Source organism: Dokdonia pacifica (genome assembly GCF_900188275.1).
Lineage (GTDB): Bacteria > Bacteroidota > Bacteroidia > Flavobacteriales > Flavobacteriaceae > Dokdonia > Dokdonia pacifica.
In genome coordinates, this window is record NZ_FZNY01000001.1 from 481,528 (window position 1) to 497,867 (window position 16,340).

The window sequence follows — 16,340 nt, forward strand, 5'->3', positions numbered from 1 at the left end:
TTATTCACCGAAATAATTAAACTTTTTAATAGATGAAACACAATCTTGTCAGACAAACTATTATAGAAACGGCTTCTCGTTTATTTTACGAGAAGGGCTATAATCTGACAGGTATTAATGAGATTATTAAAGAAGCTGGTATCGCCAAGGCAACCCTTTATAACCACTTTCGATCTAAAGAAGAGATTTGTATTGCTTATTTACAATACAAGGATCAATTATTCTTTGAGCAATTAAAACCATTTATTTCAACCTATACGCCTGGAAAAGATCAGCTTATTGCTTTATTTGATTTTCTGGCTGCATTTTATAATCAGAATGATTTTAATGGATGTTGGTGTTTAAATACGATTTCTGAAATTCCTAAAGAAAACAAAGAAATCCGAGCTGTAATTCAGAATGGGAAAGAAACACTTATCAACTATATAGAAGGACTCTTAGCCGCCATTCCTGAACTTACAGAAGCAGATCAAAAAGTATATGCAAAGCAAATATATGTGCTTTATGAAGGAGGGCTTTCAGAAAGTCATTTACATCAAGAAATATGGCCTATTGAAACCGCTCGTGGGCTTTGTGAAAAATTAATAGCATAAAAAAATTTATCAATAAAAAGACAGACTTGTCTGTCTATAATTTAAACTTTAAAATAAATAAACACACAATGGAAAACAACAAAACAGCATTAGTAATAGGCGGTACCAGCGGTATCGGTCTTGCAACAGTAGAAAATTTACTAAATGAAGGTGTAACTGTACATATTGCAGGGCGTACACCTAGCAAAGTAGCAGATGCACCTAACCTTGTAAAGCATCAGTTGGATATTACAGATACCACGGCTGTACAAAACTTTACAAATGAAGTAGCTGGTTGGAATAACCTAGACTATCTCGTAAATGCATCAGGTATTTTTGGACCAAAAGCTTTCTTAGATCACACACAAGAAGATTATGATTCATATCAAGATCTAAATAGAGGGTTCTTTTTTATCACACAAGCTGCTGCTAAAAAGATGAAAGAAACACAAGGAGGCGCTATTGTAAATGTAGGTTCTATGTGGGCAAAACAGGCTGTAAAAGCAACGCCTTCTTCTGCATATTCTATGCAAAAAGCAGGGTTACACTCACTAACACAACACTTAGCCATGGAACTTGCCGATGATAATATTAGAGTAAATGCAGTATCTCCAGCTGTAGTATCTACTCCTGTGTATCATGGTGTTTTTGGAGGAAAAGAAGAAGCAGAAAAAGCATTAGAAGGTTTTCACGGTTTCCATCCTATAGGACGTAATGGTACGCCTCAAGATGTAGCCGATAGTATTACATTCTTACTTTCAGACAAAGCATCATGGGTAACAGGTGCTATCTGGGATATCGATGGGGGTGTACGCGCAGGACGTAATTAATTTTCACTTTAGTAAGGGCAATACATATTTTAAGTATTGCCCATATTTTAATTTTAAAATAGATCTATATGTATGATATGAATCACCTAAAGAAGTTAGGTACATTAGGAAAAAATGCAGAACAAGCAATGAAAGCTTTTCAGCAATTAGATCAAACTGCACTTGCAGATGGGGTTATCCCAAAAAAATATAAGGAGTTAATAGCCATTGCTGTTGCACTCACTACACAATGTCCATATTGTTTGGAAATTCACAAAAAACATGCAATTGATGCTGGAGCAACACAAGAAGAACTTTCTGAAGTTACTTTTGTGGCAGCTGCATTACGAGCAGGAGCTGCAGTAGTTCATGGTACGCACTTAATGAACAATTAATACAGTTTACATATCAAAATGTAAACGATAATGCATTGCCATACGCATGTAAACATTACCTCATTTTATCAAAAACTTCATTATAACCAATAAACTAGTTCCTATAATGAAGCTTCATGGGTAACAGTTGCTATCTGAGATATCGATGGGGATGTACGTGCAAGACGTAATTACATATATCGTACTAAGTACAAATCGTAAAGGTCTTCTTAAAAAGAGGGCCTTTTTTGTTAAAGTTTTGCTCTACACTTGTAGAATTAAAATTTTATTCTACATTTGTAGAGTTAATTCTAAAAATGTAGAAAGAAATGGCATTATCTGCTTCAGAAGAACAACTCATGCAACTCCTTTGGAAACAAGAGCGTGCATTTATGAAAGATCTCATAGATGCATATCCAGAGCCAAAACCTGCTACCACGACTATAGCCACCTTGCTGAAAAGAATGCAGGATAAAAATTTTGTAGACTACAAGCAATATGGACGTTCAAGAGAATATTTTCCACTTGTAAAGAAGACCGACTATTTCTCTAAACACGTAAACGGACTTATTAAAAATTTCTTTAACGACTCTGCTTCCCAGTTTGCATCTTTCTTTACACAAGAAACAGATCTAAGTGAGAAAGAATTGGAAGAATTAAGAGGGATTATAGACCATCAACTTAAAAAGAAAAAGCAATGATTACTACATATCTTATAAAAAGCACCTTGTGTCTTGCGGTTTTGTTTGGGTTTTATAAAATCGTATTAGAAGCAAAAGCACTCCATCATTTTAAACGGTATTATTTATTAGCCAGTCTTATTTTTTCATTAACCATACCGCTCATAACGTTTACATACACTACTACAGAGGCGCCTCAAGAGATTTGGATAGGTGAATTTGCACAGGCATGGGATCAAACCGCTCTACCTACACAATCATTACCTGTAGAAGAAAAAACAAATTACCTTCCTTATATTTTATGGGCTATATATGGATTAGGAACACTTATTTTTGGAGGGCGATTTTTATTAAATTTAATTCGCTTAAAGCGAAAAATCACAACGGCAGAAACCCATAATCATAGAGATTTTACATTAGCGCTCTTACAACAGTCTATCATTCCACACTCTTTTTTGAAGTATATTTTTCTTTCGCGAAAGCGTTATGAAAATAAGGAAATCCCCTCAGAAGTTATAGCTCATGAAGCTACGCATGTACGTCAAAAACATTCTTTAGACATCTTATTTATAGAATTTTTGCAAGTAGTATTTTGGTTTAATCCGTTGTTTTGGATGACCAAAAAATCAATCACGCTTAATCATGAATTTCTAGCAGATCAAGGTGCCATTCAAGAACAACATGATATATACCAATATCAACATATACTCTTAAACTATGCAAGTAGTGCTCATCACACTACTCTTGAGAGTCCATTTAATTATTCATCAACAAAAAAACGAATTCTTATGTTATCACAATCATTTAACCGAAAGCGACTTGCTTTAAGTGCGCTACTACTTATTCCCATTATTGCTGGCTGTATTTTGGTCTTTAATCAAGGGATTATTGCACAACCATCTGACGAAGCTTATGAAGAAAACGCTGATCCTAAAATTTATGCACGAAGTATTGAACTTGAAATTACTTCAGATGGCAACTATATAGTAGACGAATTAAAAACCACAAAAAACGATTTACAAAAAACCTTAGCGTCTTTGCATACAGATCTTACCAAAGAGCAACGTGATCGTGTTATTAATATTCACGTTTCATCAGAAAAAAATATTCCTTATGAAGATCTAGTATTCATTCAAAAAGTTGCTAAAGATTATGGATATCATAGAATAGTGACACCAGAGGAAGAGATTATTCGTTCAAAAGGAAATGTTCCTATGATACAGAATACTGCGGGAACAACAACATCGAGTGCTAAAAACATCACATTAGAAATAATAGAATATGGTAAGTACCGTATTAATGGAAAAGCAGCTACAAATGAAAATTTTTCTGAAGTATTACATACGTTTAATGCTGATCTTACCAAAGAAGAGCGTCAAAATACTGTAAATGTTACTATAACCGCAATAGGAACTGATAATATGGATCAGGTAAAAGAAATTAGGGATCGGCTTGTCGATTACGGCATCAAACAACTTCATATTCCTAGAAGTATTATAGCGCCTAATCAAACTAAAGATAATTATTTAGCCTCTAGACATCCATCAAAACAAGATATGACCAGATGGCTAGATGCGAGTCAATATGGGGTTTGGTTAGATGGCGTTCAAATTAAAAATGACGTATTAAAAAAATATCATCCAGACGATCTTCCTTATTTTATTGAAAGCAAATTAGAAAAGAATGCCTATAACTATGGAAAGCATTATGTGCAGGTAAATATTATGACAAATCCTTACTGGCAAGAAAAACGTGGTGTAGGATTTCCTTCTACACTTAGTGTAGACTTAAATACAACAAAAGGTATACGTCTAAAACCTGTAAGTCAACAACAACAAAGTTCGCAAAACTATGCTACTGAGTATGTAAAGGGCGCAGAAAGAAATGGAAAAAAAGCTTTTGTAATCGAAATTAAAAATAACAAAGTCTTTGTAAATGGAAAAGCTTCTTCTGTAAACACACTTCGTAGTGATATAGATGCGATTACTAAAGGTTGGGAAGAAACTGATTATACAGAATCATATCCATCTATACTCGTTAAAAACCCTGATAAAGGTTTTCTTAAAAAATTAAATGCAGAGTTTTTAAAAACGAATTATTCAAAAGCAAACGGAGGAATGGAGTTATTACCGCCACCTCCGCCACCAGCTCCACCTGCACCAAAAGCGCCTTCTCAATTACCACCACCGCCACCACCGCCAAGTGTAGAGGAACATCTTAAAAGCATGAATGATATAGGAGGTGTGTTTTATTATGAAGACAAACAGGTAACTTTTGAAAAAGCAGTAAGTCTTGTAAAAGCAAATGAAAACCTTAATGTACAGACAAGACATCCTTATACAACTGCTCCTAAAACCTATATTTCTGCAAAGCCTATTGTTGTAGAAGTTCAAGAACAGAGCAAAAAACCTGTCACTAAAAAAGATATTAGTGTTTACAATAAACTTGCAAAAAAGTACGGCAAAAACCCTGAAGGAAAAATACTAAAATCTGAGGTGGCTTTTATGTATGAGATTTATAGCAGAATGACAAAAACGCAAAAGAAAAATGCTGAACCCTATCCTGCGCTTCCTCCTCCACCGCCACCTGCACCAGTAAAGATTGAGGTAAAAGAAAAAAAATCAAAATCTGGTCAAGAAATGGCCTTAAAAATAATACCACCAATATCTGCTAAAGACACTAAATTTTCCTATCAAGGAAAAGTATTATCAACGCAAGAAGCACTAGATTATTTAAGTACACACCAATATGGTGTAAAAAACCAAGATACTTATAATGCTACTTTATATAGACTTACTGACAAAGAAATACAATATAATTTAGACTCAGGAATGGACAATAACATCTATGCAAGTGACTATGAGGGATTAAAGAAAAAAACTAGAAAGTTCCGTTATAAAGGAGAGGAATTATCTATCGCAGAAGGTGAAAAATTATTATTAGCTAGACCCACTATTGTTACAGGAAGAAGACTTGCTGAAAATGAGAAAGAAATAACCATCCTTTTAGCAGATATTTAATTATAATTTTATAAAACAGCATACCTTAAAAGCTCACTAATAGTGAGCTTTTCTTTTTATATATCTTTACAAAAAGCAATCATATATCTTACAATACATATCAAAATTTATTAATAGTATGTCACAATCCACTACAAAGCGCATAGAATCTATAGATATTTTGAGAGGTTTAGTAATGATTATTATGGTATTGGATCACGTAAGAGATTATTTTCATATCAATGCCTTTGCTGGAAACTTTCCAGAAAACTTAGAATCTACAACACTACCCTTATATTTCACACGGTTCATAACCCACTATTGCGCACCCGTATTTGTATTTCTAGCAGGAACCTCCGCTTTTTTATATGGACAAAAGCATACTCCAAAAGCACTTTCTAAATTTCTAATCACCAGAGGTATCTGGCTTATTTTTGTAGAGATTGTGATTAATAACTTGCTTTGGTGGTTTGATATTACTTACGGAATGATTAATCTACAAGTAATATGGGCAATTGGCTTTTGTATGATTGTTTTAGGCTTGCTCATTCATCTTCCTAAAAAAATACTAGTAGCTCTTGGTTTTCTGATTGTACTAGGTCACAATATGTTAGATGGTGTGAGTATCCCGGAAGAAAATCCACTTTCTTTATTATGGAAAATGTCTCATGAATTAAGTTGTGTTTCTATAGGCGAAACCCGTTTATTATGCTTTTCATATCCAGTACTTCCGTGGATAGGTGTTATTCTTTTAGGATACTGTTTTGGTTCTTTCTATAAAAAAGATGCTGCTGTACGTACAAGAAAAAAATGGTTGCTTACTATAGGAATTTCTGCGATCGTATTCTTTTTCATTTTACGAACTTTTAATATCTATGGAGATAGTATGCTATGGTCTGAACAAGAATCTTTTTCCAAAACTATAATTTCTTATTTCATCCTCTCAAAATACCCACCATCTCTATTATTTTTATTAATCACATTAGGCCCTGCATTACTATTCCTTTACAAAATAGAAAACATCAAAAATAGCGTGACTAACTTCTTAATAGTTTTTGGAAGGGTCCCATTCTTCTTTTATGTCATACATGTTTTTGTAGTACATGCGAGCGCTATACTGGGTCTTTTGATAACAGGTAAAGACTGGCGAACTATGATTCTAGATAATGAAACCATGAGTTCTGGAGCACTTTCTGGCTATGGATACTCTCTTGGGATTGTGTATCTTGTGTGGGTCGCTATTATCATATTGTTATATCCCATTTGTAAATGGTTTATGAAATACAAAGCAACACATAAAGGAACTTGGTGGCTCAGCTACATATAACACAAAATAGAATGAACATATTAAAATCTTTCTTCGTATTTCTTTTTATAGGAATTGGTATCACATCATCACAAGCACAACAGTTTTCGGACACCGTACAACGATTTATCACTGTAGATGATACTCATTTTGCCATCACTAATGTTACTGTTATTGACGGTACTGGAAATGCTATTAAAGAAAATCAAACCATTATCATAAAAGATCAACGTATTGAAGCTATAGGAAATACTGCATCTATGACACTCCCTAGTGATCTTAAACAGATTGATGGCACAGGAAAAACAGTAATCCCTGGACTTGTAATGCTACACGAGCATATGTTTTATACCAAGCCTTTTGAAGATTGGTTTAGTGTAGGGCAAATGACATTCACATTCCCTAGGCTCTATTTAGCCGGAGGGGTTACCTCTATGCGAACAGGCGGAAGTATCCAACCGCAAACTGATTTAAATGTCAAAAAATGGATTGAGGAAGGGAAAATGACAGGTCCTAAAATGCATATTACTGGCCCTTTTATAGAACGTGAAGGCCCACGTGTTCCTGAATTAGGTTTTATAGGAAATACCGAAGAGGTTTCTAAAATTGTAAACTATTGGGCTGATAAAGGAGTTACCTCTTTCAAAGTTTATAATAATATCACAAAAGAAGATCTTAGAATTTGTGTAGCCGAAGCACATAAACGTGGTCTTAAAGTTACAGGTCATTTATGTTCCATTACTTATGAAGAAGCCTCAGAAATAGGGATTGATAATCTAGAACATGGTTTTATGGCTTCTAGTGATTTTCTTGATGGAAAAGAAGAAAATAAATGTGATCCTTTTGGATCTAGAAGTGCCTTGATACGCGAACCAGAAAACGGAGAGAATATTACAAAACTCATTGACTTATTGATTAAAAACAAAACGGTTATCACGACTACTCCAAATGTTTTTGAACCCTATACTAATCATGAAGTCGTTCCTGGAGGTGGTTTAGAAGCGTTAATACCACAAATACAAGAACGCTTACAATCAGGATATGACAGAGCACAAGGCAGAGATGAAATTGCTGCAAAACTCTACCATAAAAACTTAGTTTGGATTAAAAAATTCTATGATAAAGGCGGCTTCCTTGTTGCCGGAACAGATCCAACAGGAGCAGGACGCACTGTTGCAGGTTATGCCAATCAACGTACGGTAGAGATTCTTGTAGAAGCTGGATTTACACTAGAAGATGCTATCAAAATATGCACCCTTGATGGCGCTACATTCCTAGAAGAAGACAAAGAGGTAGGAAGTATTGCTGTAGGTAAAAAAGCAGATCTTTTACTCATAGATGGAGATCTTAGAACAACTATTAAAAACATTAGAAAACTAGAAACTGTTTTTAAAGACGGTATTGGTTTTGACTCTCAAAAACTCTTTGAATCTGTAAAAGGAAAAGTAGGCTTAAATTAAATCACAATGGCATTTCAATTAGAAAAGATTATTCCAGTTTTAGAACGTACTCCAGTTATTCTAAAAACATTTTTAGAAAATTTAGATCCGGATTGGATGCATCAAAATGAAGGGGAAGACACATGGAGTCCTTATGATATTATTGGACACCTCATTCACGGGGAAAAAACAGATTGGATTCCGCGTACAAAGCAAATTTTAGATCCTACATATACAGATGCATTTGAACCCTTTGATCGTTTTGCTCAGTTTGAAAATAGCAAAGGGAAAACATTAGAAATGCTATTAGAGGAATTTACAATTCTAAGAGCTGAAAACATCACCCTCTTAAAAAACCTTGCGCTCACTCAAGAAGACCTTGCTAAAGAAGGAAGACATCCTGAATTAGGGAACGTCACTTTAAAAAATTTACTGGCAGCTTGGACAATTCATGATCTTGGTCATATCAATCAGATTACGAGAGTGCTATCAAAAGATTTAAAGAATGATGTAGGTCCTTGGAAGGCTTATCTAACAGTTATAAAATCATAAATACATTCTTAAAGTAATGGTTTCTTTATACGCTTTCGCGAAAGCGAACTTATGAGAATCCCTTCCCTTAGTAAAGAACGCTTATAAAGCGCAGTGACGTCTCAATTCGTGCCTATTTATATTATGATTAACTTCGTTACTACTCATCAAACTCAGTAACCAACATGAAAAAAATAGTACGTTTACTTCTTGCTTTAGTTATTATTGTATTTGGAATCTTAATTATTAACACCTTACTATTAAAGTCAAAACAGGTAGCATCAACCCCTTTAGAAAAGGTTCAGCTTCCAAATGATGTATATCAAAATCTTTCAAAAGCAATACAGTATCCTACCATATCTTTTAGTGAAGATGCCATTCCAGATTCGACTGCATTTTTTGGGTTTCACAGGTTTCTTGAAGAAGCTTTCCCGTTAACACATGCTAAATTATCTCTTGAAAAAATTAATGAATACAGCTTACTATATACATGGGAAGGATCTGATCCTTCTAAAAAACCTATTATTTTAATGTCACATCAGGATGTAGTACCTGTAGACGAACCCACATTACAGGATTGGGAAGCTGGTCCTTTTGAAGGTAAAATCACAGATACAAATATTATTGGTCGTGGTACCATGGATGATAAAGGTACATTGGTTGGACTCCTAGAAGCGGTAGAAAAATTACTCGAAGAGTCCTATCAACCTACAAGAACCATCTATCTCGCTTCGGGTCATGACGAAGAAATTGGAGGCGCTAATGGTGCTGCTCAAATTGCAGCACACTTAAAGAAAAAAGGCGTTCATGCCATGATGACACTTGATGAAGGTGGTTTTATTGCAGAAAATCTAGTGCCAGGTATAGACAAACCTGTAGCCATGGTAAACTTAGCCGAAAAAGGATTTGCTTCTTTCCGACTTATTGTTGAGACCAGTGGCGGACATAGCTCGCAACCTCCGCGCGAAAATACTATAGGAATGCTTGCACAAGCCATTGTAGACCTTGAAAACAACCAATTACCCTATAAACTTGTAAAACCTATTGACTACCAGTTTGAATATATGGGAGCAGAACTTCCTTTCTTTCAAAAAATGGTATTTGCAAATCCTTGGTTAATAAAAAAGCCTATACTTGAAGCCATGAATGCACATACCACTACGGCGCCTACCATAATAAATGGTGGTATAAAAAACAATGTAATCCCTACGGTGGCAGAAGCCACCATTAATTTTAGAATTCTTCCCGGAGAAACCATAGCGTCCGTTAAGCAACATATTGAAAGTACTATTTCTGATAAAATAAGAGTAGAACCCGTTGGCTTTTTAACCAACCCTTCACCCGTTTCAAGTATTGAGTCTGAAGCATACAAAACCTTAGAAAAAACCATTCGCGATATGTTTCCTAATAGTGTGGTGGTTCCTGGTTTAGTAGGAGGTGGTACAGATGCTCGTTATTTTTATGATATTTCAGATGATGTATATCGCTTTTACCCTATGCGTATCGGGCCAGATAGTATGACTCGATTCCATGGAATTGATGAGAAGATAAGCAAAGACAATTACACAGAAATCATTGAATTTGCGTATCACTTAATCAAAAAATTTGGATAAAACGATGGTATAACTAAGGTATGTAATTGTAAAAACACATCTATCTTGTATTGGATCGTTGCTTTGTACGCTTTCGCGAAAGCGTATAATTATGCACCCGCAGGTAATATGATAGTAAATGTAGTTCCTTTATCTAATTCGCTTGATACGGTAATCTCACCTTGATGCCTCTCTATAAATTCTTTACAAAGTATTAACCCCAAACCTGTACCTGTTTCACCTTGAGTCCCTTCCCTACTCACCATTTCACCAATTTGAAATAAGGAGGAAGCCAACTCAGGTTTCATACCCACTCCATTATCTTTTATAACAATGTAAATATGTTGATCTTTAGTATAGGATTGTATTAAAACAACACCATTGAGTTTTGTAAACTTTATGGCATTAGATGTTAAATTACGAACAACCGTTTGAATCATATCTACATCTCCATAAAAATGAATAGTATCATCCAGTTCCTGCACAATGGTTATTTGTTTTGACAGCGCCTGCTGATCTACTAATGCAATTGTTTTTTGAATAATCGCTGCCACATTAAACCTAACAGGAGTATAAGAGAGTTCTCCCGTTTGCGAAAGTGCCCAGCGCAATAAATTATTCAATAAATCAACTGTATTTCTTGTAGACTTTCTAATTTTCTTGAAAAGAGAGTTTATGGAAGGATCATCTGTTTTTTCATCCTGTAATAAATCCAATAATCCTTCTACAGATTGCAAAGGCTGTTTTACATCATGACTTATCATTGTAAAAAACCTATTTTTAGTTTGATTTAAATGTTGTAATTCTTCATTTTGACTTGCAATTTCTGTATTGGCAATTTCTAACCTATTGTTTAATTTTCGATATCTATCCAATTGCCACGTAATAATCAAGAGCACTAAAATCAGAAGTCCATAATACAAGAGTAAAATATTTCTAAAACGCTTCCCTTGATTTGGCACTTCTTTATAGGCCGTTGCTATGGTTATCTCAAAACCAAAATATTGTGTTGTTGTAGAGATAAAAGCATCCTCTGGGATATTATAATTTTTATAAAACTCTTTATCTACCTCTTTCGTATACACTTCTGTTTCATTATAAGAACGCGTACGGTCAAACTCATATCCGCGTTCTGTAGAAAACTTAAATACAAAATCTTTAGTTATCTCATCGTCATAAACACTAGACATAATGGTCGCAAAATTCAAAATAGGAGCCCCATACCCTTCTACAATACCATTACGCTTTATTCTAAAATTTATCGGTATTCCTAACCAACCTTCTCTTAGATTTATAGGTGGGAACATTAACAGATGATCTGTTTTCATTAAACTCTCTAAAGCCTCAATTTTATCTTTACTTCTAATATCTTTTACAGAACGACCTATGAGTTGAGCAGGATCATTTTCATAACGAGTAAATGCTTGCCTAAATATATGTGATGTATCTATCACCGAAATAACAATAGAATCTTTACTATCTATATCATTTAATTGACTTTGCACAAATTTCTGAAACTGCTCCTGACTTGGCATCTCTTCAGACATATTGATATATGACTTCATTCCAGCAATAAGTCCTGCCAGATTATGGATACTACTGGAAAATTGATTTACTGCACGGTTGTGTATGTACTCTAATTGTTGCCTATTAGAAATCTCCTCTTTTTCTAAATTACTTTGATGTAATAGATACACAACAACCCCTCCTATAAAGATGAGGAAAGCACATAAATACCAATGAATGGATCGTTTCAAAACAATTAATTTAACCCGATAAAGATACGACTTATACACATGGTCTATAATTGAGATTAATTTATACGCTTTCGCGAAAGCGTATATCCCATAATTCAAGGAGTATATCACACTTCTTCTAAAAAAATGTAACATTCTATACATTTTTGCGTTCTTATATGCACAGCATCATCAATCAACCAGTTCGTTACTAGCGAATACAAAACATACATTTATGATACAGCAATTTTTTATTCTCTGTTCAGGAGCAGACAGAGATGTGCTAGATACTTGTTCTCGTGGAGAGAAAAATAAGTATGCAGGTATAGGAGCCACTGTATTTTTTACAGCAATTCTAGCAGCGATCGCAGCATCTTATGCGTTATATACCATTTTTGACAATGCATACAGAGCTATTCTTTTTGGAATTCTTTGGGGCTTTGTGATTTTTAATTTAGATCGTTTTATTGTCTCTACACTCAAAAAAAGAGACAATTGGTGGAAAGAGTTTGGTATGGCAATACCTCGCCTTATCCTTGCGGTTATCATTGCTATTGTAATTTCGAAACCTTTAGAACTTAAGATTTTTGAAAAAGAAATAGATCGTGTGATGTTAAGCCAAAAGAACGATTATACCGTTCAGAATCAAGGTGAAATATTAGCAGCGTATACACCAGAAATCAATAAGCTTGATGCAGAAATAACTGGTTTAAAAACCGAAATTGCTACCAAAGAAACGGAGGTAAATAACCTCTATGAAATTTACATCGCCGAAGCAGAAGGAACTGCGGGCACAGAACTCTTAGGCAAAGGACCTGTCTATCAAGAAAAACGTGATAAGCATGATGCTGCTTTAGAAGAACTCACAGCCCTCAAAGCTGCCAATGCTGATAAAATCGCTTTCGCGGAAGCGGAAAAAACACGTCTTAGAGATGAGTTTAATACAGCGGTAAGTACCAGCCAGCCTATTATTAATAATTTTGATGGTTTGATGGCACGTATCGATGCTATGAAAGAATTGCCTTGGCTTCCATCATTGTTTATTTTCTTACTGTTTCTCGCTATTGAAACAGCACCTATATTTTCAAAACTGATCTCTCCCATGGGAGAATATGATATTAAACTCGCCGATCACGAAGCCACTATAAAAGCATGGAGCGCTCAAAAAGCAGCACAACGCAAAACCTTAACAGAAACAGATCATATCCTTAATGATCGTATCTATACGGATATTGCAAATGAAGAAGAGCTCTACAACTACAAGAAAAAAATGGCCAAAGAGATTATGAAGCGACAGCAAGATGCTTTTTATCGTAGACAAACTAAGATCTTAGGATAATCATATATGGGTGTGATGGATCTATCCATGTGTTGATAGATACTGCTTCATCGTCACACCCTTTTTAATAAAATGTTATTTTGAAAAGCCTAAAAAACGTACTCAAAATAACGAGTAGAACGCATCCTACTTGTAAGCAAAATCTAAAACTAGTGTTCTTTTACTAATATATTATATCTTTATAGCAAAACAACCTACTACTTGAATATTCATATAAATAGCGTAACACTCTATTAGAGTATTACGCTATTTTCACACACAATGTTTACTAAATACTATATTCAGGTATATAGTAAATTACTTTATATAAGGATGTGTTATAATTCTATAACACTATTTTCTGTAGCAGCATATGAGTTCCACTCAAAACGATCTGCTTCTTGCTCATTGGTCCATTCTCCATCTATTACATAACGGAATTCATACGATTGCTCTGTTGGAATATCAAAAGTTCCTTTAAAGCTTCCATTTTTAAGTTTCTTTAAAGAAGCGGTAGTGTCCCAATTATTAAAATCTCCAGCTACAGCTACCGTAGTTGCTTCAGCTGCAGGAACTGTAAATGTTACTTTACACACTGGCTTTGTTTTTAGGTATTTCTTTGTAAGTGGCATACTAATAATGTATTTAAAATTGTACGCTTCAAATATAGAGATAGCACCTAACAAAAAACAGTTTATCAGCGAGTTAACAGCATTTTTTACAGAATGATAATATTCACTATGCAAAATAAACAATACGGTAAAACGCAAACGTTTTCAAATATGAATTTGACAGTAAAATCTAGGAAGCAACTTCTATTTTTTCAAGAAAAATGCGCTACAAACAACTATAAAACAGCCAATAATTGCTCCAAATCGTCTTCTGTATTAAAATAATGAAACCCAACACGCACACCGTCACCTCGTAAAATACTCACGATATTCTGATTTTTAAGCCGATTTACAAGCGCTTCATCTCCTTTCAAATTAAAGATAGAAGAATGTGAAGTTCGTTGTACAACCGCTTCTTCTAGTAATCCGCGCTCCGTAAATGCGGTTCTTGCTTTTTCAGAAAGTATTTTTATGTGTTGCTCAATAGCAGTGATGCCAAATTCATTAATAATATCTATCGCAACACCCAAGCTTCCGTAATTAAGTGTGTCTTGATGTCCTGGTTCAAAACGCCCTAAAAAGCTTCCTTCTTCTGCTTTATATTTCCCTTGTAAAGAGTTAAATCCTGTTGTTTTTGGAAATACTTTTTCTGCTACCGATGCTTTAAAAAGAAAAATCCCATTTCCATATCCCGCATTCATCCATTTGTAACAACTTCCTCCCATCACATCAATAGCCGATGTGTCAAAATCAAAAGCTTCGATGCCAAAATACTGCGTAGCATCTGCAAAAAACAAGGTATCGGGATAAGTCTCTTTCAACTGTTTGAGGAAGTCAAAATCTATTTTGATTCCGTTGATATATTGTATGACAGAAAATGCAAATATATCAGGTTGCGCTTTCGCGAAAGCGGAGGCAATATTTTTTTCCAAGTTGCCATCTATCTGCGCATAGCTGATCTCAAAATCACGCGACTCAAATGGCCAATTTACCGAAGGGTAATCATTTTCTAATAACAGTACTTTCTTAGAGCTGGGCACGCCTTCTAGAAGTGTATTAAATCCGTACGAAAAGTTAGGCACTAATGCCACTCGGTTAGGCGCACAAGAAAATAAGATTCCTACTTTTTCACGTATAGCGGTAAGCGCAGTACCTCGATTATCTTTAATTGCACTTCCCATCACAAAAAAGTCTAAATCATGCTCCTGCCTATATTCCAATACGGGTGATGGAAGCAAACCCGAAGCCGGTGTATTTAGGTAGGTACATTGTTTTGTGATAGGGAAATATTTTTTAAATGCTGTCATAACTTTTCTGTGCGGGTTAAAAATGGTAATTTTGAGTAAAGGTCGTATATATGTCTATATTCTCAAAGAAAACACCGCCCAGTATCGATCCTGAACAGCGTGCATTAATTGAAAATGCGCAGACACGGATCCGTCAGAAAAAGAGATTGTACCGTCATTTCGTACTTTTTCTAGCGGGCGCTATCCTCATGATTATTGTAAATCTTGCCTTAGGCTTTGGAAAAGACATCAAAATATTTGATACCGATTGGTTTGTGTGGGGTATTCTACTATGGACCTTTTTCTTCCTTGTACATGGAATTAATGTCTTCGTTTTAAACCGTTTTATGGGTAAAGAATGGGAAGAAGAACAACTCAATATACTTATAAAAAAACAACAAGATAAAATTGCGGCGTTGGAAGAAAAAGTAGCGGTAGAGCATCCATTACCTGAAAAAAAAACTCCCATCGAGAGCACTATAACACCAACACCTACAGACCCGAATACTCCCCTATGATAACAATGATCGCTGCTGCGGCAGAAAATGACGCCTTAGGAAAAGACAATGACCTTGTATGGCACTTACCAGATGATTTTAAACGTTTTAAAACCTTGACTACCGGGCACCATATCATTATGGGACGTAAAACATGGGAATCATTCCCCAAACCATTGCCTAATCGTACACATGTAGTTATCACTCGTAATACCGATTATAAAGCCGAAGGCGCTGTCGTGGTACATTCTATGGAAGATGCGCTCGCTTTCGCGAAAGATGACTCAAATGCATTTATTATTGGAGGTGGTGAGATTTATACCATTGGGTTGGATTTTGCTACGCATATCGAACTCACACGTGTACACGGTGAATTTGAAGCTGATGCTTTCTTTCCTAAAATAGATACTACTATTTGGGAATTACAAGAAAGTGTGTTTCATGACATTGATGACAGGCACAAGTTTGGGTTTACGTATGAGACTTGGAGGAAGAAGTAGATTGTTAACAAAAACAACTCAAAGACAATAAATTAGAATATTTTTTTCCTCTTAAAATCTTAAATTGCAGTTGACATGATGTTCATTTTT

Annotated in this window: 15 protein-coding genes; 12 read left to right on the forward strand and 3 right to left on the reverse strand. The window is 35.0% G+C overall.

Annotated features, from left to right (window positions below):
- Window positions 1–32: 32 nt before the first annotated feature.
- From CHB80_RS02215 to CHB80_RS02255, 9 genes are all read left to right on the forward strand, one after another.
- Complete coding sequence (locus CHB80_RS02215) at window positions 33–593, forward strand: TetR/AcrR family transcriptional regulator (protein WP_089369793.1); 561 nt, start codon at window positions 33–35, stop codon at window positions 591–593.
- A 68-nt stretch (window positions 594–661) separates the two neighbouring features.
- Window positions 662–1,402, forward strand: coding sequence for an SDR family NAD(P)-dependent oxidoreductase (locus CHB80_RS02220; RefSeq protein ID WP_089369794.1), 741 nt, complete (start codon window positions 662–664; stop codon window positions 1,400–1,402).
- Between the two features lie 77 nt (window positions 1,403–1,479).
- Complete coding sequence (locus CHB80_RS02225) at window positions 1,480–1,776, forward strand: carboxymuconolactone decarboxylase family protein (protein ID WP_244905555.1); 297 nt, start codon at window positions 1,480–1,482, stop codon at window positions 1,774–1,776.
- A gap of 308 nt (window positions 1,777–2,084) precedes the next feature.
- On the forward strand, window positions 2,085–2,456 hold the full coding sequence (locus tag CHB80_RS02230) for a BlaI/MecI/CopY family transcriptional regulator (protein ID WP_089369796.1): 372 nt from the start codon (window positions 2,085–2,087) through the stop codon (window positions 2,454–2,456).
- Complete coding sequence (locus tag CHB80_RS02235) at window positions 2,453–5,455, forward strand: M56 family metallopeptidase (RefSeq protein WP_089369797.1); 3,003 nt, start codon at window positions 2,453–2,455, stop codon at window positions 5,453–5,455. The genes CHB80_RS02230 and CHB80_RS02235 overlap by 4 nt, the downstream gene beginning before the upstream one ends.
- 118 nt (window positions 5,456–5,573) lie before the next feature.
- The gene (locus CHB80_RS02240) at window positions 5,574–6,761 is read left to right on the forward strand and encodes a DUF1624 domain-containing protein (protein WP_089369798.1); all 1,188 of its coding nucleotides are present in this window, start codon (window positions 5,574–5,576) and stop codon (window positions 6,759–6,761) included.
- 11 nt (window positions 6,762–6,772) lie between these two features.
- Window positions 6,773–8,200 (forward strand): amidohydrolase family protein, encoded by a 1,428-nt coding sequence (locus tag CHB80_RS02245; protein ID WP_089369799.1) that lies wholly within the window; start codon window positions 6,773–6,775, stop codon window positions 8,198–8,200.
- Window positions 8,201–8,206: 6 nt separating this feature from the next.
- Window positions 8,207–8,731 carry a DinB family protein gene (locus CHB80_RS02250; protein ID WP_089369800.1) on the forward strand — a complete coding sequence of 175 codons (525 nt, stop codon included), beginning with the start codon at window positions 8,207–8,209 and terminating at the stop codon, window positions 8,729–8,731.
- A gap of 164 nt (window positions 8,732–8,895) precedes the next feature.
- Window positions 8,896–10,323 carry a M20 family peptidase gene (locus tag CHB80_RS02255; RefSeq protein ID WP_089369801.1) on the forward strand — a complete coding sequence of 476 codons (1,428 nt, stop codon included), beginning with the start codon at window positions 8,896–8,898 and terminating at the stop codon, window positions 10,321–10,323.
- 89 nt (window positions 10,324–10,412) lie between these two features.
- Here CHB80_RS02255 and CHB80_RS02260 read toward each other — a convergent pair whose 3' ends face one another.
- Window positions 10,413–12,194, reverse strand: coding sequence for a sensor histidine kinase (locus tag CHB80_RS02260; RefSeq protein ID WP_179218066.1), 1,782 nt, complete (start codon window positions 12,192–12,194; stop codon window positions 10,413–10,415).
- Between the two features lie 79 nt (window positions 12,195–12,273).
- On the opposite strand from CHB80_RS02260, the gene CHB80_RS02265 reads away from it, so the two are divergent.
- Window positions 12,274–13,377: a DUF4407 domain-containing protein gene (locus CHB80_RS02265; protein WP_089369803.1), complete on the forward strand. Its 1,104-nt coding sequence runs from the start codon at window positions 12,274–12,276 to the stop codon at window positions 13,375–13,377.
- A gap of 317 nt (window positions 13,378–13,694) precedes the next feature.
- On the opposite strand, the gene CHB80_RS02270 is transcribed toward CHB80_RS02265, so the two are convergent.
- Window positions 13,695–13,988, reverse strand: a complete 294-nt coding sequence (locus CHB80_RS02270) for an isoamylase early set domain-containing protein (RefSeq protein ID WP_089370748.1) — start codon at window positions 13,986–13,988, stop codon at window positions 13,695–13,697.
- A gap of 215 nt (window positions 13,989–14,203) precedes the next feature.
- Entirely contained in the window at window positions 14,204–15,274 is a 1,071-nt protein-coding gene (locus CHB80_RS02275) for an aminotransferase class V-fold PLP-dependent enzyme (protein ID WP_089369804.1), read from the reverse strand.
- A 50-nt stretch (window positions 15,275–15,324) separates the two neighbouring features.
- Between CHB80_RS02275 and CHB80_RS02280 the strand changes: the two genes are divergently transcribed.
- Window positions 15,325–15,771: a 2TM domain-containing protein gene (locus CHB80_RS02280; RefSeq protein ID WP_089369805.1), complete on the forward strand. Its 447-nt coding sequence runs from the start codon at window positions 15,325–15,327 to the stop codon at window positions 15,769–15,771.
- Window positions 15,768–16,250 carry a dihydrofolate reductase gene (locus tag CHB80_RS02285; RefSeq protein ID WP_089369806.1) on the forward strand — a complete coding sequence of 161 codons (483 nt, stop codon included), beginning with the start codon at window positions 15,768–15,770 and terminating at the stop codon, window positions 16,248–16,250. Before CHB80_RS02280 ends, CHB80_RS02285 begins: the two co-directional genes overlap by 4 nt.
- Window positions 16,251–16,340 lie beyond the last annotated feature (90 nt).

What these genes read in the sequence shown, in the direction of transcription:
- CHB80_RS02215 (WP_089369793.1), top strand. Translation starts at nt 33, where the DNA reads ATGAAACACAATCTTGTCAGACAAACTATTATAGAAACGGCTTCTCGT.
- CHB80_RS02220 (WP_089369794.1), top strand. Translation starts at nt 662, where the DNA reads ATGGAAAACAACAAAACAGCATTAGTAATAGGCGGTACCAGCGGTATC.
- CHB80_RS02225 (WP_244905555.1), top strand. Translation starts at nt 1,480, where the DNA reads ATGAATCACCTAAAGAAGTTAGGTACATTAGGAAAAAATGCAGAACAA.
- CHB80_RS02230 (WP_089369796.1), top strand. Translation starts at nt 2,085, where the DNA reads ATGGCATTATCTGCTTCAGAAGAACAACTCATGCAACTCCTTTGGAAA.
- CHB80_RS02235 (WP_089369797.1), top strand. Translation starts at nt 2,453, where the DNA reads ATGATTACTACATATCTTATAAAAAGCACCTTGTGTCTTGCGGTTTTG.
- CHB80_RS02240 (WP_089369798.1), top strand. Translation starts at nt 5,574, where the DNA reads ATGTCACAATCCACTACAAAGCGCATAGAATCTATAGATATTTTGAGA.
- CHB80_RS02245 (WP_089369799.1), top strand. Translation starts at nt 6,773, where the DNA reads ATGAACATATTAAAATCTTTCTTCGTATTTCTTTTTATAGGAATTGGT.
- CHB80_RS02250 (WP_089369800.1), top strand. Translation starts at nt 8,207, where the DNA reads ATGGCATTTCAATTAGAAAAGATTATTCCAGTTTTAGAACGTACTCCA.
- CHB80_RS02255 (WP_089369801.1), top strand. Translation starts at nt 8,896, where the DNA reads ATGAAAAAAATAGTACGTTTACTTCTTGCTTTAGTTATTATTGTATTT.
- CHB80_RS02260 (WP_179218066.1), bottom strand. Translation starts at nt 12,194, where the DNA reads ATGTTACATTTTTTTAGAAGAAGTGTGATATACTCCTTGAATTATGGG.
- CHB80_RS02265 (WP_089369803.1), top strand. Translation starts at nt 12,274, where the DNA reads ATGATACAGCAATTTTTTATTCTCTGTTCAGGAGCAGACAGAGATGTG.
- CHB80_RS02270 (WP_089370748.1), bottom strand. Translation starts at nt 13,988, where the DNA reads ATGCCACTTACAAAGAAATACCTAAAAACAAAGCCAGTGTGTAAAGTA.
- CHB80_RS02275 (WP_089369804.1), bottom strand. Translation starts at nt 15,274, where the DNA reads ATGACAGCATTTAAAAAATATTTCCCTATCACAAAACAATGTACCTAC.
- CHB80_RS02280 (WP_089369805.1), top strand. Translation starts at nt 15,325, where the DNA reads ATGTCTATATTCTCAAAGAAAACACCGCCCAGTATCGATCCTGAACAG.
- CHB80_RS02285 (WP_089369806.1), top strand. Translation starts at nt 15,768, where the DNA reads ATGATAACAATGATCGCTGCTGCGGCAGAAAATGACGCCTTAGGAAAA.